The sequence below is a fragment of the Nocardioides sp. NPDC000445 genome, assembly GCF_040300245.1.
Taxonomy (GTDB): Bacteria; Actinomycetota; Actinomycetes; order Propionibacteriales; family Nocardioidaceae; genus Nocardioides.
Genome location: NZ_JBEPDH010000002.1, coordinates 11,663 through 32,137, shown reverse-complemented (window position 1 = coordinate 32,137; position 20,475 = coordinate 11,663). Strand labels below are relative to the sequence as shown.

Sequence of the window (20,475 nt, the reverse complement as noted above, 5' to 3'; positions counted from 1 at the left end):
GTATGGGTGTAGACGTAAAGATCGAAGGGCTGACCAAGAGCTTTGGTAAGCAGCTCATCTGGAAGGATGTCACGCTGACGCTGCCTGCGGGCGAGATCAGCGTGATGCTCGGGCCGTCCGGCACAGGTAAGTCCGTGCTCCTCAAGACCTTGATCGGTCTGATCAAGCCCGACACGGGCTCTGTGGTCATCGAGGGCGTCGACATCGCCAGCTGTTCGGAGAGGGACCTCTACGAGGTTCGCAAGCTGTTCGGCGTGCTGTTCCAGGACGGCGCCATGTTCGGTTCGATGGACCTCTTCGACAACGTCGCGTTCCCGCTCCGTGAGCACACGAAGAAGAGCGAGTCGGAGATCCGCAACATCGTCATGGAGAAGATGGACCTGGTCGGTCTCATCGGCGCCGAGAACAAGCTTCCCGGTGAGATCTCCGGTGGTATGCGCAAGCGTGCCGGTCTGGCGCGTGCGCTGGTCCTCGACCCCGAGATCCTGCTGATCGACGAGCCCGACTCGGGCCTGGACCCGGTGCGTACGGCGTTCATCAACCAGCTCTTCATCGACCTGAACGCGCAGATCGACGCGACGTTCCTGATCGTGACCCACGACATCAACTCGACGCGTACGGTGCCGGACAACATCGGCCTGCTCTACCACAAGCACCTGGCCATGTACGGTCCCCGCGAGATGCTCCTCAGCTCCGAGGAGCCCGTCGTGCGGCAGTTCCTCAACGCTCAGACGATCGGCCCGATCGGTATGTCCGAGGAGAAGGACGCCGACGAGCTGGCTGCCGAGAAGGACATGGGTCTGCCGCCGCTGCCGCCGATCCCGATGCAGCTCGAGCCGTCCAACGGCATCCCGCGCAAGTACCAGCGTCCGCCGGGCGCCTGGTGCCGGGAGAACGGTGTCACCCCGCCGCCGGGGTCGTTCCAGCCCGACGAGACACAGGCCTTATCTGGCGCTCGTGTACTTCAGATGGAGTCGTCGCGACCGTCCGTAGCAGGGACGTCTGGCGAGTTGTTCACGTAGAAACGCTCGCCGCCGACGTTTCTAGCGGTTCTTGTCGCAGCGAGACCGGGTTGGACTGATCGCTCAGCTGTTGGCACAGTCGGCCATGGTTTCCGCTGCAGGCGGCATCTCATACTGCTGCTTCGCCCGAATCACATCGAGGCACGGCCACCATAGCCGCGATGGGCCACGACCATCCCGGTAGTCACATCGCTGCCTGAGACTGTCGGTCAGACCTCGGAACTCGCGTTCGCGGTTGGCGGAGCGAAACAGCAGGCGAAAGCATCGAGACCCTCGGCGGCTGCATCGAGCAGCGCGGGAATCGCATCGTCCTCGAAGTCATCGGTGCCCACGTGTTCGGCCAGCCGCTCACGCGCCCGATCCAGGATGGTCCGACACAGCTCTGCCTTGGAGTCGAAATGCCTGTAGAGCACGACGCGCGTGCCCCGTGCCTCATCGGCGACATCGCCCGGGCTTGTCTCGGCGAAACCTCGTGGCGCGCAGGGCCGCGTTGGACGCGGGACCGCTGTTGCCGGCGGGCACCTGAATTCGCAGAACCATCCCCGCCCGGTGTCGGCGCACCGCCGCTTTCGCCCCGCAAGTACTCGCACTTTTCACGCCAGCACCCGCTCGGTGGGCCAGCGCGCTCGCGCTGAGGCCGGATGCGTCGGGTTGCGTGGGTAGAACCGCGCGATGAACTCAACGTCTCCAGTGCTCATCGACTCCTATCCTCACCGCGGTACGCCGCTCACCGCGGAGGACGTCGAGCGGATCACTGCCGCGATCACCGCCACCCACGCTGCGACCACCCGAACCGTCTACGCCTCCGCCTGGCGCCGATGGGAACGCTGGTGCACGCACCGCGGCATCGCTCCGCTCGGCGAGGAGGGTCCCGGCGCCGGCCGTCGGGGCGCCGACCCGGTCGCGGTGTGCGCCTACCTCGCCGAGACAGCCGCTGACGGGCTCTCGGCCGCGACTGTCGACCTGGCTTGCTCCGCGATCGGCTACCACCACCGATGTCGCGACCTGACCGATCCCACCGCGACTGTAGCCGTTCGCCAGGTACGCCGCGGCCTGCACCGCATCCTTGGGACCGCGCCACGCCGCCCCGCCCATCCAGTCGGCCCCGAAGAGATCGGCCAGCTCCTCGCCGCCATCGACCGTGACAGCCCGGTTGGTGCGCGAGACGCCGCGGTCATCCTGCTCGGCTTCGCCGGCGCGCTGCGCCGCTCCGAGCTCGCGAACCTCACCCTCGCCGACCTCGAACCCAAGCCCGGTGGACTGTTGCTCCGCCTGCGTCGCTCGAAGACCGACCCCGATGCTCGCGGGCAGGTCGTCGGGATCGCACCGGGCCGCCACCGCGACACCGACCCGATCACGGCCCTCGACGCCTGGCTCGCCCATCGAGGACCCGGGCAGGGCCCGGTCTTCACCAGCTTCCGCAACGGCGCTCCGCCGCTCCAACCGATCTCCGGCAACGTCGTCACGAGTGTCGTCAGGCGCTATGCCGTCGCTGCCGGGCTGACCGGCCGCATCACGGCTCACTCACTGCGCGCAGGACACGCCACCACCGCAGCCATGGCCGGTGTCGGCATCGACCGGATCGCCGCCCAGACCCGCCACCGACGCATCGACATCCTCATCGACCGCTACATCCGACCCGCCCACGCACTCCACGCCACCTCCAGCAGCGCCCTCGGGCTGTAGCCCGTGCATGTTCGGGAGCCCGGCAATCACCGAACACCTCTCGGTAGGCCGGACCTTCTGGGGGCGGCGGGCCCGCGTGTGACACTGGATGAGAAGGGAGCCGGAGATGACCGCCGAAGAACATGGACCCCATTCGATCCCAGCAGACCAGAAGTGGTTCTGGATGCAGGCCTGGCAGAAGCGCGAGCAGGAGGTCGACGCCTACGTCGCAGCCGGCGAGTTGGACGTACATGACAACGCCGATGAGTTCCTTGCTCACCTCGGCGCGATCGACGCCCACCGCGTGGACGGGTCAGACTCCCGGCGCCGCGACGACCAACCCTGACGGACCCATCGTCGGGCCAGGGCATGCTGGATCAATGCCATACATGCGGGCGTCGAGAGTGAATGGAATCGATCCAGATGAAGCCAGCGACGCTGGCGGCACGGCGTGTGCGATCCGGTAGGGATTCGATTTCCTAAAACGTACGATATTGTCGTTTTTATGAAAACGTCGAGTCCGATGCTCCTGCCGCTGCTGCGCTCGCGGCTGCAGGGCGAGCTCCTGGCGTGGGTCTTGCTCCACCCTGACAATCCGTCGAGTCTGTCGGAGATCGCGGAAGCGGTGGGCACGACGGTCCCGACGGTCAAGCGTGAGGTGGATCGGCTGCAGGAGGCGGGTCTGGTGACCAGTAGCGTCCGGGGGCGCAACCGAGTGGTCACCCCCACCATGGATCATCCGCTCTATCGCCCTCTCGCCGAGGTCATGGCGCTCACGTTCGGCCCGGTGGGGCTCTTGCGGGAGGCATTGACGCCCGTGGACGGGATCGACGAGGCGTTCATCCATGGTTCCTGGGCTGCTCGATATCGGCAGCGACCAGGGGCCGTGCCAGACGACATCGACATGATCGTCATCGGCACCCCTGACCGCGACGAGTTGTACGCCGCGATCGAAGCCGTTGAGCGAACGCTGCGCCGCGAGGTGAACTACAGGGTGGTCTCGCCGCAGGTGTGGGACGCCGACGATGGTTCGTTCAAGACGACTGTCTCCTCCCGTCCGCAAGTCCACCTGATCGGAGGCAGCGATGACTGACCAGCCGGCCCACACGCCGGGCCATTGGCCACAAGGTGACGCCGAGATCGACACCATGCTCGAGCACGGAGACCTCGAGCGTGTCACGCCTTCAGCCGAGCATGCCAACCTGCTGATGAGCCACGCCGACGGGCATCTGGAAGCGGCCGAGCCGCTCATCGATGTCCACCCGACCTCGGCGTTCCCACTGATCTACGACGCCACCCGCAAGGCAATGACTGCAATTCTCGCCAAACAGGGACTCCGGCCGTACGCACGCTCCGAACTCGGCGCCCACAAGGCCGTGCAGCAGGCCATCCAGGCCCAGCTGGGCCGAGCCGCTGGTGTGGTGCGCCCGTTCGGGCCGATGCGGCTACGCCGCCACGACACCGAGTACCCGTCTCTGGATGATGTTCCGCTCACCAGCGGCGAAACGCGTCAAGCGTTCGACGATGCGACAAGCATCGTCGCCGCAATGAAGAAGCTTCTTCCCCGCCTCGGGCCGTTCTGAAGTCGACGACTGAACTCCGCGAATACTCCGCGAAAACCCCTTCGAGAGACCCCGAGATCGGGCGAGGCGACAAGGTATTGTGGGCTACAGATGCAAAGTCGATGATGGACGTTCGCCCAGGTCAAACGGTGGTTTCTCAGAAACGTGCCGAGAAACGCCGAGACATCCGGTGCCCGATGCAGGGCGCCAGGCACCAAGAGAAGGCCAGGGGTTCGAATCCCCTCAGCTCCACCACCAGAAACCCGGTTCTGACCAGCCACAACACGGCAGTCGGAATCGGGTTTCTTCGTTGTTACGACGAGGTCGGCAACACCACCCGGGTCACGACCCCGCGTGGTGCGCAGACTGCGAACGAGGACGACTTCGTCGCCCGCACGACCTATGATGAGCTAAACCGTCCGGTTCGTTCCTACCAGCCCTATGACCCGTCGGATGCGCGCTACAACGACGCGAACGTGTTCACCGAGACGACCTATGACGCTGCTGGTCGGGCGGTCAAGACCAGTCTGCCGCCCTCGGATGGTCAGACGGTCCGTAACGACACCACGGTCGACTACTTCGCCAACGGTTGGATCAAGTCCTCGACCGATGCGTGGGGGATCAAGACCCGCTACGAGTACGACGACCTCGGTGCTCAGACAGCCCGCACGCTGACCTCGGCCGACGGCTCCGCATCGCGGACGATGACGTGGGCCTACTACCCCGACGGGAAACTCAAGGCCAAGTCGGATGACGGTGTCCCGGTCGGTTCCCACTCGGTGGTCACCGACGACGACACCAACGGCCTGTACGCCGCGACCGGCACCTGGACCAAAACCTCCGCGACCGGCCAGCAGGGCACCAGCCACCGCACTCACACTGCGGCGACGGGCTCGACCGACAAGTTCACTTGGACCCTCGATGTCCCCGCCGACGGCACCTACACCCTCGCCGCCACCTGGCCCCAGGTCGCTGGCGCGGCCACGGATGCCAAGTTCACCCTGAACCACGGGGACGGTGCGGGCATGGACGTGAACTTCACAGCCAGCCAAGCCACTGGCGCGGCCGCGTGGAACACGCTGGGTCGGGTCACCCTCACCAAGGGAGAGAAGGTCACTGTCGCCCTGGCACCTTCGGCCGGTGGGACCGTGGTCGCCGACTCGGTCCGGCTGGTCCGTGACAACGCCGCCGACACCGACGCCGAGGACAAGGCGTTCGCCTATGCCTATGACCTCAACGGCAACCTGACCGACATCACCGACACCTCGCGCGGCACCGCGAAGAACGCCGATGCCTATGCGATGGCCTATGACGGGCTGAACCAGATCAAGTCGGTGCGCGAGGACCTCGCCGGCTCCCCTGCAGCGACCACGGCCTACACCTACAACAACCTGGGCAAGCCGCTCACGGTCACCCACCCGGACCAGGCCTCGGACTACGTCTACAACGACCCGAGGAACCTGCTCACCAAGGTCACCGTCGATGACCTGAACGACACCAAGGCCGCGAAGGTCACCAGCTACACCTACGACGTCCTGGGTCGTCAGGAAAGGATCACCAAGGGCAACGGGAACGTTATGACCAACGCGTTCCAGGCCGACGGAGCGCTCAAGAGCATGCGTGAGGAGACCTCTGCGGGTGCCCTGGTCGCCTCCCACGCCTACACCTACGACGCCAACGGCAACCAGCTCGAGGACGTCGCCTCCAAGCGAAACGCCGACGACGCGACCGCGACCCTGGACTCGACCACGAGATACGCCTACGACCCGGTCAACCGGCTGAAGGAGAAGGCCAAGACCGGTCACGGTGCCTCGACCGAGACCTATGTTCACGACGCGAACGCCAATGTGATCCAGCAGACCGTGGGCGGCACCTCGACGTCGTTCAATTACGACCGCAACCGGCTGCTGTCCTCCACGATCGATGGTCAGACCGCGTCCTACCGGTATGACCCGTTCGGTCGCCAGACCAGCGTCGTGGGCGGTGGGAAGACGATCTCCCGGACCACCTATGACGGGTTCGATCACATCAAGGTCGCCGAGCAGACCAACGAGGCCGGTGTCCTGGAGGCCACGCGCTACACCTACGACCCGCTGGACCGGACCGCATCGAAGACCACCTCAGGGACCGATGGAGAGACGACCGGCTACACCTACCTCGGCCTTTCTCCGGAGGTCCTGGGTGAAGAGGTTGCTGGAGAGTTGACCAAGTCCTACCAGTACTCCCCGTGGGGCCAGCGTCTCTCCCAAGTCACATACCAGGCCGACGCCGAGGCCGGTGTCGAAGCGGGCGAGACGGGCTACTACGGCTACAACGCCCACACCGACGTCGAGACGCTGACAGACGACACCGGCAAGACGGTCGCGACCTACGGCTATACGGCCTATGGCGAGAGCGACGCGGCAGAGTTCACAGGGATCGACAAGCCCGACGCGGCGAATCCGGAGAAGCCGTCCGATGAGCCGTTTAACGGCTCATCCCAATCGGGGGTGTAGGAGTTGGGGTCTGAAGCCGCCGGTCTCGAGCAGGCTTCGGGCGATGTAGTTGGTCAGGTTGCGGAACCCGAGTGCGGAGCCGCGCAGGTGTTCGAGCCGTCCGTTGAGCGCCTCGGTCGGCCCGTTGCTGGTGCCGGGTCGTTCGAAGTAGGCGAGCACGTCAGCGGCTCGCTTCTTCAGGGTCCGGCCCAGGGTGGTGAGCTCGGTGAGCACCTTGGGGACGCCGGCGCTGAGGTCGGTGATCAGCTTCTCCATGAGCTCGCGGCCACGTTGCCGGTCCTCGTGGCGATAGGCGGCGATCATGCGCTGGTAGACACCCCAGGTCGCCTCGACCTCGACGTGAGCGTCATCAACGAACAGCGCGCGTAGCCTCTCGCTCTGCTTGTCGGTGAGCAGGTCCGCGCCGGTGTGCAGCGTGCGCCGCGACTTGTAGAGCGGGTCGTCCCTGAACCCACGGTGCCCGTGGATCGCGAGTTGGACCCTGCGCCGGCACCTGTCGAGGGCGTCACCGGCCAGGCGCACGACGTGGAAGGGATCCATCACCGTGACCGCGTCCGGGATCTCCTCTGCAGCGGCGGTCTTGAACCCGGTGAAGCCGTCCATCGCGACCACCTCGACCGCGTCACGGAAGGCGTCGTCGCGGTCGGCGAGCCAGGTCTTGAACGCCGCCTTCGACCGGCCCTCGACCATGTCCAGCAGCCTTGCTGGGCCGGCGCCATCGCGGACCGGGGTGAGGTCGATGATCACGGTGACGTACTTGTCGCCACGCCTGGTGTGCCGCCAGACGTGCTCATCGACGCCAATGACCTTCACGCCCTCAAACCGCGTGGGGTCGTTGATCAGCAGCCGCTTGCCTTCAGCCAGGACCGCGTTGTTGGCGGTGTCCCACGCGACCCCGAGTCCCTCGGCGACACGGGCGACGGTGAGGTGTGCGACCACGATCCCTTCCAGCGCCCACCGCAGCCCGGTGCGCGAGAGCTTCGCGCGTGGCTCCGCCGCGGCGCTGGTGTCTTGGCGCCACACGTGTCCGCAGTCGGCACAGCGGTAGCGGCGCACTACAACTTCCAGCACGGTCGGTCGCCAGCCCAGCGGCTCGTGGGCCAACCGCCGGATCACGGTGTCACGAGCAGCGCCTTCGCTGCCGCACCGTCGGCACCACTGATCTGGTTCCACCACGCGGCACGCGAGGACCGCACGATCCGGTTCAAGTCGTTGTCCGGTCACGCTCAGACCGAGGCCGTCGAGTCGAGCGAAGGCGGTCAGGTCAGGGCGGCCGAAGCCGGCCGGCGGGGTAGCGTCGGACACGTCGAGGTCTTTCGGATGGATGGCGTAGGAACCTCCGTCGTCGGGAGACCTCGACGTCTATCTGCGGACCGACCCGCCCGGCCGACCTACACCGTCATCTGAGAAGACCCCTGAAACGTCTTCGACGACGGGACCGGCGAGGAGGAGGGCGCGGTGAGCTAAAGGAATAGAGCTTGCTCGGCTTCGACGCCGCCGCAAGCTCCGGTGAAACGGTCGGTACTGGTCGGTCGTCGTCGGTCACCACCGGATGGCGGCGTCCCCCCACGCTCGGCGTTTGCGCAGGTCAGCGGCTCGTTCGCCCAGTGAGCGCATCAAGCGATAGACGCAAAGCCGACGTGATTAGGTCGTCGGTTCGATTCCGACAGGCGGCTCCGGCGAACCGCCCCTGACCTGCGGAAACGCAGGGCAGGGGCGGTTCGGTTCTGGTGGTCGCGCGATGCGCTGGCCTCACGGCTCTGCCCGACACCGACGTCGCTCTCCTCTGCGACGGACCCCTCGCCGGCTGAGCGCTCGCGGCCGGCATCCTGTCCGTGTGCCGATAGGCCTCGCCCCGCTCGGCAACGCAGCGTGGCGTTGCGTCGCGATCTGGCGACGGCTCGGCGGGGCGCGATCGTCTCGTGCGTTGGCGGACTACGGGAGCTTGGACGCGAGGACGTCGGCCGCCAGGATCTCGGGTGCTGCGCCGAGGAGGTGCTGGTTGGCCATCAGGGCTGCGACGATGGCGCCGTTGGCGTGGGCGTCGCGAGCGGCCTCGTCGGGGAATGCATCGAAGATCCAGAAGGTGTCGGCGTGGGTCCTGACCGCGAACCAGACAATCGTTCCTACTTCTTCGTTGGCGAGCGCGACAGCGCCGGCGAGCAGATCGGCGAGCGCGTCGTGCTGTCCATCGGCCGCGACGATCTTGGCGACGAAGGCATACGGAAGTGATGCGGGTGTGGACATGAGGGGTTCTCCTAGGTGTCGAGGTTTCTTGGTGAATCGAGTTCAGCGTATGACGAGCAAGGGCACGTGAGAAGTGGCGTATACGGCAGTATTGCTATTGTTCGCGCCATGCGTATCGGACTGATCGCGATCGACGGCTGCTTCGGTTCGGCTGTCGCGTCGGTCATCGACATCGTGCGGGTGGCCGACGGAGCCCGCGGCGATGTCGACCCGCGGATCGACCCGATCGAACTCGCCATCCTCGGACCGAAACGGAGAGTGACCACGACGGCATCGATGACCCTGTCGGTGGACCACCCGCTGTCGGAGTCCGCAGAGTTCGACGTGGTCGTCGTCCCTGCGCTTGGAACCCTCACGGCCGCCGCTACCAACGACGCCCTCCAGAGCCGAGATGCTCGTTCGGTCATCGCCTCGCTCGGGCGCCTCGACGACGCGACCACCCGGATTGCCGCGGCGTGCACCGGCGTGTTCGCTGTCGCCGAGACCGGACGGATGCATCATCGGCGGGCGACGACCAGCTGGTTCCTGGGGCCGGAGTTCCTGAAGCGCTATCCGACCGTCGCCCTCGATCTCGACACCATGGTCGTGGTCGACGGGAACCTCGTCACCGCCGGCGCCGCGTTCGCCCACATCGACCTCGCGCTCTCACTCGTGCGATCGATCAGCCCCGACCTGGCCCAACATGTCGCCAAGCTCCTCATCATCGACGAGCGTCCGTCGCAGGCGGCCTTCGTCGCCTACGAACATCTCCGGCACGAGGACCCGATCGTCGTCGAGTTCGAACGCTTCGTGCGCGCCCGCATGGACGAACCGTTCAACGTCGCCTTCGTCGCGCAGTTGCTCGGCACCAGCCGGCGCACCCTCGAACGACGAGTCCGTGCGGCGCTCAACCTCACTCCGCTCGGCTTCGTCCAACGGCTTCGCATCGAACGAGCTCGGCACCTCTCAGCAACCACGGACCTTACCTCCGCCGAGATCGCGCGACGGGTCGGCTACGCGAACGCCGAGACTCTGCGCTCCCTCCTGCGTAGGGAGCAACGCCGTTCCTGACCTATCGCCATGCCTGTAGCCGGTGTCCTAGTGCTCGACTGGAACCACCTCTCAGCACGTCGCGTCGACGCTCCTGCGTCGCCCCTGGACGACCCACTCGACACGCCCGCAGCACAGGCCATGTGACGTGTCCCGGCTTCCCGGACGGTCGGGGTTGGGTGGCTGTGATGTCGCTGCGGCCTCGTCGAGGGGGTCAGCAGACTCGATCAGGGTCGATTGGGATGAGCCGCGAAGGCGGTCAGGTCAGGGCGGCCGAAGCCGGCCGGCGGGGTAGCGTCGGTCACGTCGAGGTCTTTCGGATGGATGGCGTAGGAACCTCCGTCGTCGGGAGACCTCGACGTCCATCTGCGGACCGACGCGCCCGGCCGACCTACACCCTCATCTGGGAAGAGCCCGTTTAACGCTTACCGGTTCAATGGGAAGCGCTGGGACGCCGGGTCGGCGACCTATGACATGGGATTCCGTGACTACGCACCGGGTTTGAACACCTTCACGACTCGCGACATGTACAACGGCGCTCTCGCTGACCTCGGGCTCGGGTCCGACCCATACACCGGAAGTCGGTACGCGTTCGCGGCGGGCAACCCGATCTCGCGTATTGAACTGGACGGCCACATGTATGCCGATGAAGGCCCTCGTGCAGTGGCGGTGGAGCCACCGACGGTCACGAACGGGGACCTTCAAAACATCATCAACGACACGTACGCGAAGCCTGGGTCTGTGCCTTACGTTGGAACCGGTAAAGCGGGTGAGGCGTTGATTAACGAACTTGACACCGGGGACAAGACCAAGGGTAAGTATCACATCCTTGATGTGGCGGAACTGTTCAACCGGTACTCGGAAATCTTGGAGGACGATCGAAAGGCGAGGGTGGCTGGCAATGCGCTCCTCACTGAGGCTGAAGTTAGGATCGCGACCGCCGAGGCAACTGAGATTTGGGACGCGTTGAACCATGAGGCTTCAGCGGATAATGCTGCCATCAAGGACATTAAGGACAGCCCTGGAAGAATTGCTGCACTCAAGGGGACGATGAAGAAGGCCACCGCGCGTTCTGCGGTTAAGGGGATCACCGGAAATACCTTCATTGATGTTCCCTACAAAGGGCCGCGTCTGAGTGGCGCTTCTAAACTTCCTAAGATCATGGGCGCGTTGGGTGTTGTTGGCGACGCCTTCATGATGGCCGACGGAGCGATGTTGAGTGGCGAGATCGCGACGGGGAGTCCTCGTGCGAGTCGAGCCTGCGGTGACTTCTGGGGCATTGAAGGGTTCTTTCAGAGGATTGGGATCTGTTCGTCGCCTCCGCCGGTCGCGTGAAGCTCCCCAAGGGCCCATTCTTCAATGCCATTAGATGCAATGGCTGGAGGTAAACTGTGAGGGGCTGTGGGGTGGCGTTGCAGATGGATTCTCCGCTCTCTCCTAGATGAGGTAAGATGAATTCTTATAGGTACGCTCGTGGAACGGATGCGCTGTGAGTGATTATCTCCTCGTGAAGAAATGCTTAGAGGGTGCGTTTCCTTGGGGAGCGGAACAGGTTGCCGCAAAAGAGAAGAAGTGGCGTGACGAAGCCGAGTACCTGGACATCGAGTATGACGAGTCAGGAAATGAATGGCTGCTCGTAAGTCAGGTATTTATTCCGCGGGTGTTTGGGGAATCCGATCCCTCTGAGAAGATGCTGTCTGAATCAAGTCGTTTCATAGAGTGTCTACTAAATCTTTCGCGAGACTCTATTGATGACCTTGTTCTGTCGAGAATTGTTGACAACCTGCTTGGTTATCCGGATAGATGGGTGGCTTTCGAGCCGTTTGCTGGTCCAAGGCTGCGGGCTCTTATCGAGCGCCAATCGCCGTACTACCGAACGTGATAGTCATTGGGGACATGGTGATTCGACGACCCGAATGGCACCAGGTCGAAAATGTCGCCTCCAAGCGCATCGCGCGACAGCGCGTCCGTGACGCTGGACTCGACCACCACCTACACCTAGGACCCGGTCGACCAGCAGATTTGCAGAGCTTGCCGCCACTTGGCCCAGGGCGACCCGACGATCGCGCCGGCGTTCGCAGCTCTGGCCGGAGAGCTGATCGATGCGACGGCGCCCGTTCTCGGCCCGTGAGTCCAACAAGAACTCAACACTTCAGATCAACCGAAACGCTTCGAGACGGGTCGGGGAAGCTAACATGGATGCGTGAAACACTGGACGATGCTGAACTTCATCGCTGGTCAGGGGCCGAATGAGCCCGAGGGGCACCCAGAAGCGCCGAACCGTCGACGTCGATGAGATGGGCTCGGTGCAATGAGAAGGCCAGGGGTTCGAATCCCCTCAGCTCCACCAATTAGGACCCCACTTGACCTGCGGAAAAGCAGAAGGTCAGGCGGGGTCCTTTGTGTCTAGGCTGCCGTTCCGGCGAAGATTCCCTCCGCATTCCCCCGAACGGTTCAGGTGGACAATCCGGCCTCGTCAGCGACGGTTCCAGGACTCCGCGGGGCGTCCAGACGAGGCGGAATCTAGGCTGTGCCCATGTCGGCACGTCAGTGGATGCTCGGGTTGGAGCGAGCGTGGGATGCAGCGAGGTTCCGTCGGGCAGGAGCACGGGTGCCGGCGGACTTCCGGATCGAGTGCTATGGCGGGCACGGGAGCGCCGAGGGGGTCGTCGTTCGCGGTCGGGTCGTCGACGATCCACCACCCTCGGAGGCCGTGGAGGGCGAGGGTGCGAGAGCCGCCGTACGCCGCATGATCCGCCACTTCGTGACCGACGAGCTGCCGGGTGTGCCGCTGCTGGTCACCGTGGGTGATGCCGTGGTGGAGGCGGTCACCGATGACGAGGGCTACTTCGTGGCACGGCTGCGGCCCGACCCGGAAACGCTGGAGGCTCCGTGGACGCGCGGCGCGGTCGAGCTGGCCGGCGAGTACCGCGGTCTGGCCGGCGACCACCGGGCGACGGTGGAGGTCCGTGTGCCCGTCGGAGAGGCGCGGTTCGGCGTGATCTCCGACATCGACGACACGATCCTCGAGACCGGGGTGCAGCGCGTCGGGCGGATGGTGCGTCAGACCCTCACCGGGTCGGCGCTCACGCGTACGCCGTTCCCTGGCGCGCCCGAGCTCTACCGCGACCTCGCCGCCCACGCGAACCCGGTGTTCTACATCTCCTCCAGCCCATGGAACCTGTATGCGTTCCTGAACGCCTTCGTGCGCCACCGCGACTTCCCGCGCGGGCCGCTGCTGCTGCGCGATCTGCTCGGCAGCGCCGGCGGCCGGGAGCCGAAGAGCGGGCGCATCGACGAGGTCCTCGCGCTCCACCCGAGCCTTCCGTTCGTCCTCCTGGGTGACTCCGGTGAGCACGATCCGGAGATCTACGCCGACGCCGTCCGCCGCCATCCTGGGCGGATTCTCGCGGTCTACATCCGCGAGGTGCGGCTCGATCCTCACGACGGCCGTGTCGAGCGCGTGTGGAGCTCCATGGGCGACGAGGTGCCGCTCGTGCTCGTCGCCGACAGCGAGGCGGTACGTCGCCACGCCACCGGTCTCGGCCTCCTCTGAGCACCAGACCGGGCGCTGCACCGGGCGTAGCATGGGCTAGCGCCGTGTGCGTCAACCGGGGGCGGCGCAGTCATCGGTGTAGACACCGGAGGGCCCTGTGAACAAGGCATTGCTGAATTCCCTGACCGAGAAGGAAGCAGCTCTCGTCCGTGAGGCGGATCCTGCTGCCCTGCGCGAGCTCGACGAGGACCAGCTGCTCGAGCTGCATGAGCGGGTGAGACGCGAGCGCAGCAAGCACCTGAAGGTCTACCGCCGCGGTGCCAGCACCGCGGTGGAGAGCGTCGGCGGACGCGGTAAGGCCTACGACCAGAACCAGCGTGCCAGGGCCAAGGCAGAGGTCTTCGAGTCCGTGTTGGCGCAGGTCAGTCGACAGGTCAGTGCGGCGGCGAGGAAGGCGTCGCAGGAGCTGCGGGCCGAACGGATCGCCGCGGCGCGAGCCGCCACCAGCGCAGCGCCACCTCGTGCCACGCCCGTGAACGACGGGGGCACACCTGTGCCCAGCGAGCGGCGGGACAAGACGCGGACGACCGGAGGCCTCAAGCGTGACGCGTCCTCTCGTGCGCAGGGTGCCCGTCGCCAAGGTGCGCGCGACGCGCGCTGAGCACCACTCTGCGTCCAGACGTGGCGCGCGGTCAGGTCGTTCCTGGCCAATGAGCGCTCGCATGCGCGAGCGCGGGCTTCTCGAGGGCGTCCACCAAGCGCTCGAACAGCGCGACCGCGGCGGGCGCGCTCCAGTCCGGGGCGAGCACGTCGTGGGGCAGGCCCGGGTCACGGAAGGGCAGCTTGCGCCACTGGCCGACGATGTCGAGATAGGTCACGAAGGCGTCCTGACCTGATGGGGTGGCGTCCTCCAGCCGGGCGGCGAGAGGGCTGTGGGCGGTGATGAAGTCGCGGTAGCTCTGGTCGATCGCGTCGAGGTCCCAGCTGCTGTAGAGCAGCTCGGTGAGGTCCTGGGTGCCGTGGTACCCGCCGACGAAGATCGCGGCGTACGACTCGAGTCCGAGCTCCGTGACCGCTCGCTCGGCCGCTTCGCGCATCCGCGCGGGCGCGATCCAGAGCGCGGTGCCGACGTTGCCGAAGCCCAGGTGCGAGAGGTGGGCGCGCAGCTGGTGCCGCTTGGCGCGCATCGACTCGGGTACGCCGAAGTGCACGATGCACCAGCCATCGGCCAGGTCGGCGGGCTTACGCGCATGCCAGATCACCTCGTCGCCGGCGGCGAGCGTGGTGAGCGCGGTCGGGGTCAGCCCGTATCCCCGGGTGCCGGAACGGGTCTCCGAGTCGAGCCAGCCGTTGCGCTTGAGCCGGTGGACCGCGGTGCGTACGGACGGCGCGTCGAGCCCGACCTGGGCGAGCAGATCGATCGCGCCCGCGATCGGCATCCAGTCACCGAGCGGTCGCACGACCGCGCCGAGGTAGGTCACCACCGTGGTGCGCGATCGTCGGTTCGCCTGTGTTGTCGGTGCAGCCCCCGTCACCTGCGGCATTCTGCCGGATTCTCCGTCGGTGTCCCGGGCGTCCACCGTAGGTGGACAGGGTCGCTCGTCCCGGCCCTCAGCAGCTGCAACCGAGGGGGGATCTTGTCGCTGCGCGACGTCGGCGGCTTGCGCCGCCCGGCCGCCCATGGGACCGGCCAGTCGGCACCGTCGCCGTCGTAGCCCTGCTCGGCAGCGGCGTGCAGCGTCCAGCTCGGATCGAACAGATGGGTGCGGCCGAGCGCACAGAGGTCGGCACGGCCTGCGAGCAGGATCGAGTTGACGTCGTCGTACGACGAGATGGCGCCGACCGCGATCACCTTGGCCCCGGCCGGCTCGGCGACAAGGTGTCGGATCTTGTCGGCGAACGGGGTCTGGTACGAGCGCCCGAAGGCGGGCTTCTCGTCCTTGCTCACCTGGCCCGAGGAGACGTCGATGGCGGCTGCGCCGTGCTCGATGAACGCGCGGGCGATCTCCACCGCGTCCTCGTCGGTGTTGCCGTCGGGCATCCAGTCGGTGGCCGAGATCCGCACGGTGACCGGGATGTGCGGCGGCACCGTGGCACGGACCGCGTCGAAGACCTCGAGCGGGAACCGGAGCCGGTTGGCCAGCGGCCCGCCGTACTCGTCGTCGCGATGGTTGGCGAGCGGAGACAGGAACGAGCTGAGCAGATAGCCGTGGGCGGCATGGATCTCGACCAGGTCGAAGCCGGCGTCGACGGCGCGCTGAGCCGCCGAGACGAAGTCCGCGACCACCTTGTCCAGGTCGGCGCGGCCGGCCTCGCGCGGGATGTGGCAGCCCGCGCCGTAGGGGAGCGGGGACGGGCCGATGACCTCCCAGTTGCCCTCGTCGAGCGGCTCGTCCATGCCGTCCCACATCAGCTTCGTCGAGCCCTTGCGTCCCGAGTGGCCGAGCTGCATGCCGATCTTGGCGGTGGAGTGGCGGTGCACGAATCCGGTGACGGCTCGCCACGCGTCGCGCTGCTCGTCGGTCCAGATGCCCGGACAGCCGAGCGTGATCCGGCCCTCGGGGGAGACACAGGTCATCTCGCTCATGACCAGGCCGGCGCCGCCGAGTGCCTTGGAGCCGAGATGGACCAGGTGGAACTCGTCGGGGACGCCGTCGGTCGCGGAGTACATGTCCATCGGCGAGAGCACGACCCGGTTCTTCAGCTCCAGCTCGCCGATCCGGATGGGCTGGAACATCGCCGGCGCCACCTCCTGGGCGCCTTGGTGGCGGGCGAACTCCGTCTCCATCAGGCGCGCGAAGTCGGCGTCGCGCTCCTCGAGGTTCTCGAAGGTGATCCGGCGCGAGCGGGTCAGCAGGTTGAAGACGAACTGCGCGGGATCCTGGTCGGCGTACATCTCGATGTTCTCGAACCACTCCAGCGACGCTTGGGCGGCCCGCTGGGTCGACTCCACCACCGGCTTCCGCTCGGTCTGGTACGCCTCCAGCGCCTCCAGAGAAGGGTGCTCGTGGAGGCAGGCTGCCAGGGCGAGGGCGTCCTCCATCGCCAGCTTGGTGCCCGATCCGATCGAGAAGTGAGCGGTGTGGGCGGCATCGCCGAGGAGCACGACGTTGCCGTCGTACCAGCGCTCGTTGCGGACGGTCTGGAAGCTGATCCACCTGGAGTTGTTGGTCAGGATCGCGTGGCCGCGGAGCTCGTCCCTGAAGATCTCCGCGACCCTGTCGACGGCGTGCTCGTCGGAGGCGCCAGGTCCGAGCACCTGGTGCTCGGTGCTGTCCAGGCCGGCACGGCGCCACACGTCCTCGTGCATCTCCACGATGAACGTCGAGCCGCGGTCGGAGTAGGGGTAGCCGTGGATCTGCATCGTGCCCCACTCCGTCTGCTTGACGAAGAACTGGAACGCCTCGAAGACCAGGTCCGTGCCGAACCAGATGTACTTGTTCCGCCGCCGGTCCAGGCTCGGCCCGAACCGGTCGGCGTACTTGGTCCGAACGGACGAGTTGACCCCGTCCGCGGCCAGCACCAGGTCGTACGTCGCCCGCAGCTCGTCCGGGTCGGGAGCCGCGGTCCGGAAGTGGACGGTCACGCCCAGCTCGGCGACGCGTTCCTGCAGGATCTGCAGCAGGTCCTTGCGCGACATCGCGGCGAAGCCCTGCCCGCCGACGGTGAACGCGTGGCTCCGGCCGTCCCTGTCGGTCATCGCGACGTCGATGTCGGTCCAGCGGGCGAACAGCTCCTCCATCCGGTCGTGCACGATCTGGTCGGCACCCTCGATGCTGCCGAGGGTCTCGTCGGAGAAGACGACGCCGAAGCCGAACGTGTCGTCGGGGGCGTTGCGCTCCCAGACCGTGATCTCGTGGCTCCGGTCGAGGGTCTTCATCAACGTGGCGAAGTAGAGCCCGCCGGGTCCGCCCCCGACGACCGCGATCTTCATGTCCCGCCCTCCGCCGCGATCATCTGGCGCAGCTTGAAGTGCTGCAGCTTGCCGCTGGTGTTGCGCGGCAGGGATGCGACGAAGCGGACGTCGCGCGGGTACTTGTACGGAGCCAGCCGGCCCTTGACGTACTGCTGGATCTCCTCGGCCTTCGCAGCGTCGCCGTCGACGCCCTCGCGGAGCACCACGAACGCGCAGACGATGGCACCGCGGTCGTCGTCGGGCCCGCCGACGACACCCGCCTCGACCACGTCCGGGTGGGTGCCCAACGCCTCCTCCACCTCGGGTCCGGCGATGTTGTAGCCCGAGGAGACGATCATGTTGTCGGTCCGCGAGCGGTACCAGTAGTAGCCGTCGTCGTCCCGGACGAAGGTGTCGCCGGTGACGTTCCAGCCGTTCACGACGTACCCGCGCTGGCGCGCGTCATCGAGGTAGCGGCAGCCGACCGGGCCGATCACGGCGAGCCGCCCCTCGACGCCCGCGCCGACCTCGTTGCCCTCGGCGTCCAGGATGGCGGCGCGGTAGCCCGGCACCGGCTTGCCGGTCGCCCCGGGCCGGATCTCGTCGCCGGCCGCGGAGATGAAGATGTGCAGCATCTCGGTCGCGCCGATGCCGTCGATGACCCGCAGCTCCAGCTCGCGCTCGAGCTCCTCCCAGGTCGCCTGCGGCATGTGCTCGCCGGCGGTGACGGCGACACGCAGCCCCTTGAGCTGGTCGATCGCGCCGGACTTGAGGATCTGCTTGTACGCCGTCGGTGCGGTCGCGAGAGCGGAGACGCCGTGCTCCGCGATCAGGTCGGCGAGCTGGACCGGCGAGGCGGCCTCGGTGAGCAGGGCACAGGCCCCGGCTCGCAGGGTGAAGACGACCAGCATGCCCAGTCCGAAGGTGAACGCGAACGGTGCCGTGCACGCCACGATGTCGGTCGGCTGCAGCTGCAGGGTCTGCCGGCCGAAGGTGTTGTCGATCGACATGATGTCGCGGTGGAAGTGCGTGGTGATCTTCGGTACGCCGGTCGTGCCCGAGGTCGGCCCGAACAGGGCGACGTCGTCGGCGGCGGTGTCGACCGCTGCGAAGTCGCTGGGCTTGGCCAGGATCCGGTGGGTCAGGTCGTCCTCGGCCTCGCCGCCGTAGGCGACCACGGTGAGGTCGGGCGCGACGGCTTCTCGGACGGCGTGGACATCCTCGACGAATCGGTGATCGACGAGGGCGACCGCGGGTCGGGTCTTCTCCACGATCGGCCCGAGCTCGGTCGCCCGGAGCGCGGCCATGGTCGTCACGACGATGCCGCCGGCCTTGAGCACGCCGAGCCAGACCGCAACCGTCCACGGGTTGTTCGGGGAGCGCAGCAGCACCCGGTTGCCGCTGACGAGACCCAGGTCGTCGACCAGGACGTGAGCGATCTGGTTCGCACGGGTGAGCAGCTCTCCGTACGTCCACACCGTGCCGTCGGGGGTGCGGAGGGCGGGACGGTCCGGGCCGTGCGCCGCGACGGTCGCGTCGATCAGCTCCGTCGCTGCGTTGAGGCGCTCGGGATAGTCCAGGAGCGGCGTGGTGAACTCCAGCGTCGGCCACAGGTCGGCCGGCGGCAGATGGTCGCGGGCGAACGTGTCGGCGTAGCCGGACGCACCCAAGGTGCTCATGACGAGACCCCCGCGGCGCGGATCATGCCCTCTTGGACGACGGTGGCGACCAGCACACCGTCGGTGGTGAAGAAGCGGCCGAGGCCGGTGCCGCGGCCGTCCTCGACGGACACGGCCTCCTGGGCGTAGAGCAGCCAGTCGTCCATCTCGACGGGTCGGTGGAACCACATCGCATGATCGAGGCTGGCGGTCACGAGCCCGTCGTCGGCCCACGCCAGCCCGAGTACCCGCAGGGCCGGCTCGAGGATCGTGTAGTCGCAGACGTAGGCGAGGGCCGCGCTGTCGCGCTGCTCGTCGGTCAGCCCCTCGACCGGGCGGAGGGTGTCGTACGGCTTGACCCAGATGGCCTGGTGCGGCGACCGCTCGCCCTCGACGGTCAGGTAGACCGGCCCCGGCACGTGTCGCATGTCGAAGCCGCGCCCGCCGGACCAGTACGCCTTGGAGGCCTCGGTCATCGTGCCGCCGGTGCGGTCGGCGAGGTAGGCCGCGGACGTCGGCAACGTCTCGGGCGCGGGGATGCCGGCCGGCATCGTGGTCTGGAAGCTGCCGCTCGGCTCGCCGGCGGCGAAGCTCGCCATGCACACGTAGACCGGCTTCCCGTTCTGGAAACCGCGGACCTGGCGGGTGCTGTAGCCGCGGCCGTCGCGCAGCACCTCGACCTCGTAGCGGACCTCGGCGCCGATGTCGACGGGGCGCATGAAGTAGGAGTGCATCGAGTGCATCGCCTTGCCGCCCGGGCCGGATGAAGGAACGGTCCGGGACGCGGCGACGAGCGCCTGGGCCACCATGTCGCCGCCGTACGCCTTCGGCCACGGGCACGGCTGGGTGGTGGCGGTGAAGGCGATGTCGAAGACCTCCGCCTCGCACTCCTTGAGGGTGACGGCGTCCGTGAACACCGTGCTCGTCTCCGGGCTCGAGGTCATGGCCGGTCCACCCAGTCGCGGAGGTCGGCGTCGTCGACCTGTGGAAGGTTGACCACGATGTTGTCCGGCGTGCGGGTGGTCATCCAGGTCAGCGGGTGGTTGCGGTCGAGGTTGCACTCGACGTGCGGCATGAACGGCGGCACGAACACCCAGTCGCCTTCGGACATGTCGAGGTAGTCCTCGAACCTCTCGCCGAAGTAGATCCGGGCCCGGCCCGACAGCACGTAGCCGCCGGTCTCGGCCTCGCCGTGATGATGGGGGACGGATCGGAAGCCGGCGAGGTTGTGCACCTTGCCGAACCAGAGCCTGGTCGCGGGCGTGTGCTGGATGCTCACGCCGCTGATCCGGGTGGCGCCTTCGCTCTGCCCGGTCAGATCGGGCTCGAAGCCGGCGCGGGTTACGACCGGGACGACGAGACCGGAGGTGTCGGAGATGGGGTCCATGTGGGGTCCTGTCCGTTCG

19 protein-coding genes are annotated in these 20,475 nt (G+C 66.8%); 11 read left to right on the top strand and 8 right to left on the bottom strand.

What is annotated here, in order from left to right; all coding sequences use genetic code 11:
• Positions 1–2: 2 nt before the first annotated feature.
• Positions 3–1,022: an ABC transporter ATP-binding protein gene (locus ABT304_RS02685; RefSeq protein WP_008362680.1), complete on the top strand. Its 1,020-nt coding sequence runs from the start codon at positions 3–5 to the stop codon at positions 1,020–1,022.
• A gap of 209 nt (positions 1,023–1,231) precedes the next feature.
• Here ABT304_RS02685 and ABT304_RS02680 read toward each other — a convergent pair whose 3' ends face one another.
• The gene (locus ABT304_RS02680; RefSeq protein ID WP_179661068.1) at positions 1,232–1,612 is read right to left on the bottom strand and encodes a TetR/AcrR family transcriptional regulator; all 381 of its coding nucleotides are present in this window, start codon (positions 1,610–1,612) and stop codon (positions 1,232–1,234) included.
• 82 nt (positions 1,613–1,694) lie between these two features.
• Between ABT304_RS02680 and ABT304_RS02675 the strand changes: the two genes are divergently transcribed.
• From ABT304_RS02675 to ABT304_RS02655, 5 genes are all read left to right on the top strand, one after another.
• Entirely contained in the window at positions 1,695–2,708 is a 1,014-nt protein-coding gene (locus ABT304_RS02675) for a tyrosine-type recombinase/integrase (RefSeq protein WP_350713227.1), read from the top strand.
• Positions 2,709–2,814: 106 nt separating this feature from the next.
• On the top strand, positions 2,815–3,033 hold the full coding sequence (locus ABT304_RS02670) for a hypothetical protein (protein WP_350713226.1): 219 nt from the start codon (positions 2,815–2,817) through the stop codon (positions 3,031–3,033).
• Positions 3,034–3,210: 177 nt separating this feature from the next.
• Positions 3,211–3,780 carry a helix-turn-helix domain-containing protein gene (locus tag ABT304_RS02665; RefSeq protein ID WP_350713225.1) on the top strand — a complete coding sequence of 190 codons (570 nt, stop codon included), beginning with the start codon at positions 3,211–3,213 and terminating at the stop codon, positions 3,778–3,780.
• On the top strand, positions 3,773–4,270 hold the full coding sequence (locus ABT304_RS02660; protein ID WP_350713224.1) for a hypothetical protein: 498 nt from the start codon (positions 3,773–3,775) through the stop codon (positions 4,268–4,270). Before ABT304_RS02665 ends, ABT304_RS02660 begins: the two co-directional genes overlap by 8 nt.
• 455 nt (positions 4,271–4,725) lie before the next feature.
• Positions 4,726–6,744 carry a golvesin C-terminal-like domain-containing protein gene (locus ABT304_RS02655; RefSeq protein WP_350713223.1) on the top strand — a complete coding sequence of 673 codons (2,019 nt, stop codon included), beginning with the start codon at positions 4,726–4,728 and terminating at the stop codon, positions 6,742–6,744.
• Here ABT304_RS02655 and ABT304_RS02650 read toward each other — a convergent pair.
• Both ABT304_RS02650 and ABT304_RS02645 read right to left on the bottom strand, forming a co-directional pair.
• Positions 6,724–8,049 (bottom strand): ISL3-like element ISPfr2 family transposase, encoded by a 1,326-nt coding sequence (locus ABT304_RS02650; RefSeq protein WP_350713222.1) that lies wholly within the window; start codon positions 8,047–8,049, stop codon positions 6,724–6,726. The genes ABT304_RS02655 and ABT304_RS02650 overlap by 21 nt on opposite strands.
• 630 nt (positions 8,050–8,679) lie before the next feature.
• Positions 8,680–8,991, bottom strand: coding sequence for a putative quinol monooxygenase (locus tag ABT304_RS02645; protein ID WP_003941073.1), 312 nt, complete (start codon positions 8,989–8,991; stop codon positions 8,680–8,682).
• A 108-nt stretch (positions 8,992–9,099) separates the two neighbouring features.
• On the opposite strand from ABT304_RS02645, the gene ABT304_RS02640 reads away from it, so the two are divergent.
• The 5 genes from ABT304_RS02640 to ABT304_RS02620 all read left to right on the top strand — a co-directional run bounded on the left by ABT304_RS02640 (position 9,100) and on the right by ABT304_RS02620 (position 14,177).
• Positions 9,100–10,041: a GlxA family transcriptional regulator gene (locus ABT304_RS02640; RefSeq protein ID WP_350713221.1), complete on the top strand. Its 942-nt coding sequence runs from the start codon at positions 9,100–9,102 to the stop codon at positions 10,039–10,041.
• Positions 10,042–10,386: 345 nt separating this feature from the next.
• Positions 10,387–11,355: an RHS repeat-associated core domain-containing protein gene (locus ABT304_RS02635; protein WP_350713532.1), complete on the top strand. Its 969-nt coding sequence runs from the start codon at positions 10,387–10,389 to the stop codon at positions 11,353–11,355.
• Positions 11,356–11,509: 154 nt separating this feature from the next.
• Positions 11,510–11,902, top strand: a complete 393-nt coding sequence (locus ABT304_RS02630) for a hypothetical protein (RefSeq protein ID WP_350713220.1) — start codon at positions 11,510–11,512, stop codon at positions 11,900–11,902.
• 654 nt (positions 11,903–12,556) lie between these two features.
• On the top strand, positions 12,557–13,576 hold the full coding sequence (locus ABT304_RS02625; protein ID WP_350713219.1) for an App1 family protein phosphatidate phosphatase: 1,020 nt from the start codon (positions 12,557–12,559) through the stop codon (positions 13,574–13,576).
• A gap of 97 nt (positions 13,577–13,673) precedes the next feature.
• Positions 13,674–14,177, top strand: a complete 504-nt coding sequence (locus tag ABT304_RS02620) for a hypothetical protein (protein ID WP_350713218.1) — start codon at positions 13,674–13,676, stop codon at positions 14,175–14,177.
• A gap of 31 nt (positions 14,178–14,208) precedes the next feature.
• Here ABT304_RS02620 and ABT304_RS02615 read toward each other — a convergent pair whose 3' ends face one another.
• The 5 genes from ABT304_RS02615 to ABT304_RS02595 are packed head-to-tail and all read right to left on the bottom strand — an operon-like array spanning position 14,209 to position 20,456.
• Positions 14,209–15,051 carry a PaaX family transcriptional regulator gene (locus ABT304_RS02615; RefSeq protein ID WP_350713217.1) on the bottom strand — a complete coding sequence of 281 codons (843 nt, stop codon included), beginning with the start codon at positions 15,049–15,051 and terminating at the stop codon, positions 14,209–14,211.
• Positions 15,048–17,450: a bifunctional salicylyl-CoA 5-hydroxylase/oxidoreductase gene (locus ABT304_RS02610; RefSeq protein WP_350713216.1), complete on the bottom strand. Its 2,403-nt coding sequence runs from the start codon at positions 17,448–17,450 to the stop codon at positions 15,048–15,050. Before ABT304_RS02610 ends, ABT304_RS02615 begins: the two co-directional genes overlap by 4 nt.
• The gene (locus tag ABT304_RS02605) at positions 17,447–19,090 is read right to left on the bottom strand and encodes an AMP-binding protein (RefSeq protein WP_350713215.1); all 1,644 of its coding nucleotides are present in this window, start codon (positions 19,088–19,090) and stop codon (positions 17,447–17,449) included. Before ABT304_RS02605 ends, ABT304_RS02610 begins: the two co-directional genes overlap by 4 nt.
• Positions 19,087–20,013, bottom strand: coding sequence for an acyl-CoA thioesterase (locus tag ABT304_RS02600; protein ID WP_350713214.1), 927 nt, complete (start codon positions 20,011–20,013; stop codon positions 19,087–19,089). Before ABT304_RS02600 ends, ABT304_RS02605 begins: the two co-directional genes overlap by 4 nt.
• Positions 20,010–20,456: a cupin domain-containing protein gene (locus ABT304_RS02595; protein WP_350713213.1), complete on the bottom strand. Its 447-nt coding sequence runs from the start codon at positions 20,454–20,456 to the stop codon at positions 20,010–20,012. The genes ABT304_RS02600 and ABT304_RS02595 overlap by 4 nt, the downstream gene beginning before the upstream one ends.
• Between the last annotated feature and the right edge of the window lie 19 nt (positions 20,457–20,475).

Excerpts from the sequence above, each read along its gene's own strand:
- ABT304_RS02675 (WP_350713227.1), top strand. The coding sequence starts at position 1,695 with ATGAACTCAACGTCTCCAGTGCTCATCGACTCCTATCCTCACCGCGGT.
- ABT304_RS02665 (WP_350713225.1), top strand. The coding sequence starts at position 3,211 with ATGCTCCTGCCGCTGCTGCGCTCGCGGCTGCAGGGCGAGCTCCTGGCG.
- ABT304_RS02670 (WP_350713226.1), top strand. The coding sequence starts at position 2,815 with ATGACCGCCGAAGAACATGGACCCCATTCGATCCCAGCAGACCAGAAG.
- ABT304_RS02645 (WP_003941073.1), bottom strand. The coding sequence starts at position 8,991 with ATGTCCACACCCGCATCACTTCCGTATGCCTTCGTCGCCAAGATCGTC.
- ABT304_RS02625 (WP_350713219.1), top strand. The coding sequence starts at position 12,557 with ATGTCGGCACGTCAGTGGATGCTCGGGTTGGAGCGAGCGTGGGATGCA.
- ABT304_RS02660 (WP_350713224.1), top strand. The coding sequence starts at position 3,773 with ATGACTGACCAGCCGGCCCACACGCCGGGCCATTGGCCACAAGGTGAC.
- ABT304_RS02595 (WP_350713213.1), bottom strand. The coding sequence starts at position 20,456 with ATGGACCCCATCTCCGACACCTCCGGTCTCGTCGTCCCGGTCGTAACC.
- ABT304_RS02600 (WP_350713214.1), bottom strand. The coding sequence starts at position 20,013 with ATGACCTCGAGCCCGGAGACGAGCACGGTGTTCACGGACGCCGTCACC.
- ABT304_RS02640 (WP_350713221.1), top strand. The coding sequence starts at position 9,100 with ATGCGTATCGGACTGATCGCGATCGACGGCTGCTTCGGTTCGGCTGTC.
- ABT304_RS02605 (WP_350713215.1), bottom strand. The coding sequence starts at position 19,090 with ATGAGCACCTTGGGTGCGTCCGGCTACGCCGACACGTTCGCCCGCGAC.
- ABT304_RS02610 (WP_350713216.1), bottom strand. The coding sequence starts at position 17,450 with ATGAAGATCGCGGTCGTCGGGGGCGGACCCGGCGGGCTCTACTTCGCC.
- ABT304_RS02685 (WP_008362680.1), top strand. The coding sequence starts at position 3 with ATGGGTGTAGACGTAAAGATCGAAGGGCTGACCAAGAGCTTTGGTAAG.